Genomic DNA, 7076 nt, shown 5'->3' with positions numbered 1-7076 from the left:
GTACTACAACAGCCTGAGATTGCAGGCGACGGCCGATGCAGCCGCCTATGCCGGAGCGCTCGAACAGATCTGGGGTTCCGACAAGCCGGCCATCGTCGCGGCCGCGACCCAGTCGGCAGTGTCGAACGGGCTGGGCTCGGGCACGATCGTCGTCAATACGCCGCCGGCGTCCGGACCGAATACGGCGAAAAAAGCGGTCGAGGTGATCGTCAGCCAGAAGCTCGACCGGATGTTCACCCTGATCTTCACACAGGAAAAGGTTCCCGAACAGGCGAGGGCGGTGGCCGTCATTACCGATGCCTCGAGTGCCTGCGTGCTCGCGCTCGATCCGTCCGCGTCGCAGGCGGTGCTGTTTTCCGGCAGCACCAGCGTTAAGCTGACCGGCTGCTCGGTCATGTCCAATTCCATCGCTTCCGATGCCGTCAAGCTTCAGGGCTCGGCGGGTCTCCAGGCCAAATGCGTGATCTCGGCGGGCGGCGTCTCTCTCAGCAATCCCGTCACCACCGTCTGCGCCGCCCCGATCACCCAGGCGCTGCCTGCCGCCGATCCATTTGCCGGCTTGCCGGCTCCGACGGCCTCGACCCCCTGCCAGAACGACAACAAGACAACGCTCGGTCCAGGCACCTATTGCAGCGGCATGAACCTGAAGGGCAATGTCTCGCTTTCGCCCGGCGTCTATGTCGTCCAGGGCAGTTTCAGAATAAACGCCAACGCCGCCATCACCGGCAGCGGGGTGACCATCTTCATGTCGGGCAGTTCGACAGTCAGCATGAATGGCAATGCCTCCGTGCAGCTCAGCGCGCCGACTTCGGGCAGCTATTCAGGCGTTCTGTTCTATGGCGACAGGACCGGTAACAGCGCATCCAGCACATTCAACGGCACCGCGGACTCGCTTTTGACCGGAGCCATCTACTTCCCCAAGCAGCAAGTGAACTATCTTGGCAACTTCTCGGGCAATGGCGGCTGCACCCGGGTCGTCGCCGATACGATCCAATGGTCCGGCAACTCAACCATCAATCAGGATTGCTCAAGCCTCGGAATAGACGACATTCCGGCCGCGCCGTCCGTGGCGCTGGTCGAGTAGCTCGTGGGGCGCCGATCGATGCCCATCCTTGGCGATGATGCGGGCGTTGCGGCGGTCGAGTTCGCGATGGTGCTGCCCATTCTGTGCCTGGTGCTGCTTGGTATTCTGGACGGCTGGTCCTACGTAACGAGTTCACTGTCGATGCGCGCCGGTGTGAAGACCGCCGCGAACCTGGTCATGAGCGGATCGACCGATGATGCGGCGACCCAGGCCCTTGCCATTGCGAGTTGGGAAAATCGGCCGGAAGACGGCCAGGTCACGCTAAGCCACATCCGTATGTGCGGGACAACCGTGGTCGACGCTTCCACCATGTGCAGTGGGCCGAAGGTGCCAGCGGTCTATGTCCAGATACAGGCATCGGGCACCTGGGTGCCGCCAATTGCCTTCGGCGCCTTTGCCACTTCCACCGTCATCGGTCACCAGGAGACGATCCGTGTCCGCTAGAGTAAGCGCGTTCCGGCGGGATGGATCGGGCGGGGCGGGGCTGGAGTTCGCGCTGATCGCGCCCTTCCTTGTCATGCTGCTGTTCGGAATATTCGCCTTTGGCTGGTCGATGCACTCGGTCTCCAGTGTTCGCTATACGCTGGAGACGTCAGCGCGCTCGCTGCAGCTTAAGAACACGCTGACCCAGGCCGACATTCAATCGATCGCCACGCAGAAATTGCAGGCCTTGGGGTTCAAGGACGTGAACGTCACGATCGCCATCGACCCGGTGAGCGGCGGCTTCCGCATGGCGCATCTGACCGCCGCCTATGCTTTCGTCATCGACTTCCCCTATTTCAGTTCCTTCCCCATCAACTACGCGACAACCGTTACCGTGCCGCTGCTTGGCGGCGGCTAGGCTGTGGCCTGATAGCCTCGCGCGCCGGGCTCTGCTCACTTGTACGCTTTGAGCGTGATCAGACCACCGAGAATGGCTATAGCCATCAGGATCAGCGCCCACGACACGATGTTGTGTGACAGACGCCTCCGGCGACCGCGCAGGGCCCGGTCTCGCCAGCGTTTGGCCTGATCAGCCCCTGTGTTTTGTTGATCCACGTCCCTCTCCCACGAGCAGAATGCGACTCATGCCGGCTGGTGTCCAGATGGCATCGGTTTTAGCGGTCCGCGATGCAAGCTCGGCACTCGGCCTGCTTTTGATGGGCATGGGGCTGGATTATATATTCATTAATGCTAATATTAAGGTGACGTTACGTCATGTCCGACGATCTGTCGGATGCAATGTGGGGGTTCCAATGAGAGTAGCTATATTCTGCGCGGCTGTCGTTTTCGCTGCGACTGGTGTCGCTGTTGCCAAGGAAAAGAAGGCGGCGGTCAGTGACGCCGCCACCTTGTGTTCCACCAACCCGTCAGCCAAGAAGCCCGTTCCAAATCTGGACTGCGGTTTCACCGGAACCGCCAAATCGGAAGATAGCGGCGCAAAGGCAGAGCCGCGTCTTGGATACGACTCCAATCCGTGGATTATAACAGGCTTTTGACTTCGCATTGGCGGATGCCGGTTGAAGCGCTGAAGACGGTCGTCTTGATCGGCGGGCACCCCGTTTCAGGTAGGCTCCCGCACGCAAACCAGGCAAATACGGAGACTTACCACTGCTGGTCTTCTCCCGTTGTCGGTGCCGTGAAAGCCTAACTCGACCGTGCAATGAAAAGCCCGCCACGGGGGCGACCTGCGGCGGGCTCTTGGAGCGGCTACATCCCTGAGGAATCGACCACTTTGTAGCAGGATTATGAGCCGTGTGACCGCGTGAGCCTATGGTGTGATCGCGGAAGACTGCGCGTCAGTTGAAGACAGCAGCAGAGCCAAGGGAAATTGGCCAACATTGGGAGGGAGGTTTGCGCCAAACGCAAATTTTTCTGGTACGCCCAAGGGGAATCGAACCCCTGTTACCGCCGTGAAAGGGCGGTGTCCTAACCGCTAGACGATGGGCGCGCTCAGACGAAGCGGCTTATACTGGCGTTGTGCGCAACCGGCAACCCGTCAGGTGCCACCTTGGACAACTTTTTTCCGGGCCTGCCAAATCAACGATTTCCCGAGGGTTGACGAGCTTGACGATTAGCAGGGACGCCACATCGCTCTGCTCCGGAATGATGAAGTTGGGAAGGCCTCGGCCAATCCGATATTCGGAATGCCCAACGGAACGATCTTGGCCGCCAGCAGATCTCAGATCTGCGCTGCTAGCCGTCACCGCCGCTGCGCCGGCGGCAGCGCCAGTTCCAGTCGCGCTCGGGACCGACGTCGACGTGAACCGATTCCGTGTGGCAGTATGTGCCGACGCCGCCGCGGCCGGGCATGGTCCTGATGTAGCTCGCCAGCTCCCATTTCGAAACGCCGGGCACCTGGATGTCGGCGGCGGCGCAATACATGTGCAGCGAATTTTTGGCGCCGTTGGCGCGCCGGTTGCGGGCCGGGTCGCGATAGCCTGACGTCACCGTCATCTTGCGGCCGTAGTGGCCTTCGATCGTCTTCAGCACGCGCACCAGCGACGGCTTCAGGCAGGCCACATCGACGCTTTCGTTCTGTTTGAGCAGCCCGTTGGGTGCCAACCGGGCCATGCCGGCGGCGGACGCAACCTGATAGGAACCGCCGACCGGCCCCTCATCCTCGTTGAGGTCGACGTCGCTTTCGTCATCGAGGCCGGACTTGCGCTTGATCTCGAACAGGGCCGTCTGGCGCACGCCGGGCAGGGCATCGCTGCCAGTGACGTGGCCGGTATCGCCGCCGATCGAAGCCAGCTGCACCGGCTTGGCCGTGGAATTGGCCGAGGCAAGCGTGATGATCGGCTTTGCCGCTGCTGGCGACGCTTTTGCCTGCGCCGGGGGCTGCTCATCCGTCCGGGCGTTGCTGATGAGGGGGGCTGGTGTCGCCGAGGCTGGCGTTGCGCCAAACATCGAGGCCAGGAAGCCTTTCTTCTTTGGTGCTTCGGCCTGCGGCATCTCGCCAGCCGTCACATAGACCGGGTTGTTCATGGCCGGAGCGGCGGCGGGCTTCGGCGCCGCCACGTCGCCGTCGGCCGCGGCAATCTGCTGGGCGACCGCGTCGGTCTGCTGCGCGGTCTGTGCCTGCTGCGTCAGCGACTGCGGCGTGTTTCCAACGATGGTTTCGGCGCCCGCCGGCGTGGTCAGCGGAAAGGCAGCTCCCGGTTTGGACATAGGCACATAGGCGGCCTTTTCAGGCAGCGCCGTATCGCTCGCCGTCATCACGGTCGTCTGCTCGGTCGAATCGGAAGTGACGATTGCCTTGCCGCTGGAGGCAGCGCTTATGTCGGATGCGGTGGCATTGTAACCGGGCATTCCGACCGACATTGTCGGGTCGCCAGCCGAAGTGCAGGAGGCCAGAAGCAAGGAGCAGAGCGCTGCCACAATGGCGCGGCGTTCTCCCTTTGCGAGGCTCCATCCTGCTGATTTCAAAGTCAAATTCCCCCTCGATGCCCGGTCGGTATATCCTTGGTGCCGCACGCATTCGTCGGTGCCAAGGTGACCTTTGTCTCCGATCCGGAAACGAGACCTGTGTCAAATCCGCAAGCCTGAAAGTATTTTTGCGGTGATTGCCGAATTACGGCCGCTTGATGGTTGACGACACCATTTCGCCCGCTTTTAGCGGCCCGTCAACTCACCACACATTACAGTCCGTTACACACGGACCTTCACATAGGTGCCGGGAGCATCACCCAAGGTTTTCATATGCTTGCCCGGTTTGCGGGCAGGCACGCGGGTGTTGTCCTTGGCCTCTATCCAGTCTTGCCAGTGCGGCCACCAGGATCCTGGATGGTCGGTGGCGTTGGCTATCCACTGGCTGAAGTCACCCGTCGGCGTGCCCCCGGTCCAATATTGGTATTTGTTGGATGCCGGCGGATTGACGACACCGGCGATATGGCCCGACCCGGCCATCACATACTCGACCGTGCCGCCGAAATATTTCGAGCCGAGGAACACCGAAAGCGCTGGCGCGATGTGATCTTCCTTGGAGGCAAGGTTGTAGACCGGGATGGTGATGTCGCCGAGCGAGACCGTGTGGCCCGCCAGTTGCATCGTGCCTTGCGAAAGGTTGTTCTCAAGATAGCAGTTGCGCAGGTAGAAAGAGTGATTGGCTGCGGCCATACGGGTGGAATCGGCATTCCAGTAGAGCAGGTCGAAGGGCAGGGGATCCTTGCCGCGCATGTAGTTGTTGACGACATAGGGCCAGATCAGGTCGCCTGAGCGCAGCATGTTGAAGGCGGTCGCCATCTTGGTGCCGTCGAGATAGCCTTTTTCGCTCATCGACTTTTCCACAGCGGCGACCTGTTCTTCGTCGACGAACACCTTCAGGTCGCCGGCATGGGTGAAGTCGACCTGCGTGGTGAAGAAGGTCGCCGACTTGATGCGGTCGTCGCGCTCTTGCGCCATCAGCGCCAGTGCCGCCGCCAAAAGCGTGCCTCCGACGCAATAGCCGATCGCGTTGACGTCGCGTTCTCCGGTGGCCTTCTCGACCGTGTCGAGGCCGTATTGCAGACCCTCGCGGATATAGGCTTCCCAGCTCTTGGTGCCGTGGCGCTCGTCCGGATTGATCCAGGAGATGACGAACACGGTGTGGCCCTGTTCAACCGCCCAGCGAATGAAGGATTTCTGCGGGTTCAGATCGAGGATGTAGAATTTGTTGATCCATGGCGGGCAGATCAGCAGGGGCCGCTTGAGCACCGTCTCGGTCGCCGGGTCGTACTGGATGATTTCGGCGACGTCGCTGCGGCCGACCACCTTGCCGGGAGTGGTGGCGATGTTCCTGCCGATCTCGAAGGGCGAGTAGTCGGCCTGCCGCAGCTTCAGGTCGCCCTTGCCGGCGGCGATGTCCTCAGCCAGCATCTTCATGCCGCGCACCAGGTTTTCGCCGTTCGAGGCGACGGTTTCACGGAACAGTTCCGGATTGGTCAGGATGAAATTCGACGGCGAGATGGCGTTGGACACCTGCTTGACGTAAAAGCCGGCCTTGTGGCGGGTGTGCTCGTCAAGACCTTCGGCGTGCTCGACCAGATCGGCCGCCCAGCGCGAGGTGACGAGATAGGCCTGCTTGAGGAAATCGAAGAAGGCGTTGCGGCCCCATTCCGGGTCGAGGAAGCGCTTGTCGCCGCGCTCCGGCTTGACCGCGTCTTCGGTGTCTTGCGCGGCGTTGCTGGTACGCTGAATGGCGTTGGCCCAGACCGTCATATAGCCGGAGAACAGCCGCGTCTGCGCTTCCAGCGCGCGCTGCGGATCGGCAAGCCAGTATTCGCTGAGCTTGGAAAAGGTCTTCACCATATCGACGACGGGCTCGGCCACATGGTCGCGTACGTCGCCTTTTTCGCGCGGCTCGGCCCAGGCGGAAGCGGCCTTGCCGGCTTGCTCGATCATGCGCGCCATGTTCAGGGCGAAGCGTTCCGGGTCCTTCACCAGATATTGCTCGACGGTCGAAGGCTCGTCATCTTCCGCTTTGCCCGAATCGGGTGTTTTGGACATGGTTGGCGGGGTTCCTCCCGAGGCCTTTTCTTGACATATTAACATGGGACATCCGACTGGGCCAATCTCGCTCTACCTCGGCTGCCAAGGAAACAATATGACGATTAATATTGGCGAGACTGCTTTTTTCGGTGCCGGACGTTTTTGCCGCATCGGCGCGGCGATCGTCCTCATCGGGATTGCCGGGTGCTCGAGCGCCAACACGAATGGCCCGACGCCGGTCGCTGCGGGTACGGGGCCGAAGGATACCGGCACCTTTCCGAACCTGAACATCAAGCCGCAAGTGGCGGCGCCTCAGTTCACCGAAGCCGAGAAGAACGCCAAGCTCGCGCAATTGAAGGCGGATGAGAATGCGCAGGCGGCAAAGGGCGGCGGCCCCAAGGTCGCCAACCAGGCGGCGCTGACGGATCTGGCCAAGAAGCATGGCGACGAAACGCTGAAGCAGATCGAAGCCAAATGCGACCCCGCCCTCGACCCTACCTGCAAATAAGTATATAGCGCGCGCCCAACACCCCTTCGCTGTCTG

At 61.4% G+C, this 7076-nt stretch carries 8 protein-coding genes and 1 tRNA gene; 5 read left to right on the top strand and 4 right to left on the bottom strand.

Annotated elements, in window-relative coordinates; genetic code table 11:
- From EN943_RS04285 to EN943_RS04275, 3 genes are all read left to right on the top strand, one after another.
- Positions 1–1084, top strand: a 1084-nt coding sequence (locus EN943_RS04285; RefSeq protein WP_127411638.1) for a hypothetical protein, incomplete at its 5' end; no start/stop codon positions are given.
- Between the two features lie 18 nt (positions 1085–1102).
- Positions 1103–1528, top strand: a complete 426-nt coding sequence (locus EN943_RS04280; protein WP_127411637.1) for a TadE/TadG family type IV pilus assembly protein — start codon at positions 1103–1105, stop codon at positions 1526–1528.
- Positions 1518–1925: a TadE/TadG family type IV pilus assembly protein gene (locus tag EN943_RS04275; RefSeq protein ID WP_127411636.1), complete on the top strand. Its 408-nt coding sequence runs from the start codon at positions 1518–1520 to the stop codon at positions 1923–1925. Before EN943_RS04280 ends, EN943_RS04275 begins: the two co-directional genes overlap by 11 nt.
- Before the next feature lie 35 nt (positions 1926–1960).
- On the opposite strand, the gene EN943_RS04270 is transcribed toward EN943_RS04275, so the two are convergent.
- Entirely contained in the window at positions 1961–2122 is a 162-nt protein-coding gene (locus EN943_RS04270; RefSeq protein ID WP_127411635.1) for a hypothetical protein, read from the bottom strand.
- A gap of 29 nt (positions 2123–2151) precedes the next feature.
- Here EN943_RS04270 and EN943_RS37560 point away from each other — a divergent pair, with 29 nt between their 5' ends.
- A complete protein-coding gene (locus tag EN943_RS37560; protein ID WP_164778068.1) occupies positions 2152–2562 on the top strand; it encodes a hypothetical protein in 411 nt (136 codons plus the stop codon).
- 377 nt (positions 2563–2939) lie between these two features.
- Here the strand turns inward: EN943_RS37560 and EN943_RS04260 are convergent.
- The 3 genes from EN943_RS04260 to phaC form a co-directional block, all read right to left on the bottom strand.
- A tRNA-Glu gene (locus tag EN943_RS04260) sits at positions 2940–3014 on the bottom strand.
- 245 nt (positions 3015–3259) lie between these two features.
- On the bottom strand, positions 3260–4498 hold the full coding sequence (locus EN943_RS04255; RefSeq protein WP_127411634.1) for a YcbK family protein: 1239 nt from the start codon (positions 4496–4498) through the stop codon (positions 3260–3262).
- A 216-nt stretch (positions 4499–4714) separates the two neighbouring features.
- Complete coding sequence (gene phaC / locus EN943_RS04250; protein WP_127411633.1) at positions 4715–6550, bottom strand: class I poly(R)-hydroxyalkanoic acid synthase; 1836 nt, start codon at positions 6548–6550, stop codon at positions 4715–4717.
- Between the two features lie 97 nt (positions 6551–6647).
- On the opposite strand from phaC, the gene EN943_RS04245 reads away from it, so the two are divergent.
- Positions 6648–7040 carry a hypothetical protein gene (locus tag EN943_RS04245; RefSeq protein ID WP_127411632.1) on the top strand — a complete coding sequence of 131 codons (393 nt, stop codon included), beginning with the start codon at positions 6648–6650 and terminating at the stop codon, positions 7038–7040.
- The last annotated feature ends 36 nt before the right edge of the window (positions 7041–7076 follow it).

It is taken from the genome of Mesorhizobium sp. M7A.F.Ca.US.006.01.1.1 (assembly GCF_003997935.1).
GTDB lineage: Bacteria > Pseudomonadota > Alphaproteobacteria > Rhizobiales > Rhizobiaceae > Mesorhizobium.
This window is presented reverse-complemented; position numbering and strand designations above follow the sequence as displayed.

Excerpts from the sequence above, each read along its gene's own strand:
- EN943_RS04245 (WP_127411632.1), top strand. The coding sequence starts at position 6,648 with ATGACGATTAATATTGGCGAGACTGCTTTTTTCGGTGCCGGACGTTTT.
- phaC (WP_127411633.1), bottom strand. The coding sequence starts at position 6,550 with ATGTCCAAAACACCCGATTCGGGCAAAGCGGAAGATGACGAGCCTTCG.
- EN943_RS37560 (WP_164778068.1), top strand. The coding sequence starts at position 2,152 with ATGCCGGCTGGTGTCCAGATGGCATCGGTTTTAGCGGTCCGCGATGCA.
- EN943_RS04280 (WP_127411637.1), top strand. The coding sequence starts at position 1,103 with ATGCCCATCCTTGGCGATGATGCGGGCGTTGCGGCGGTCGAGTTCGCG.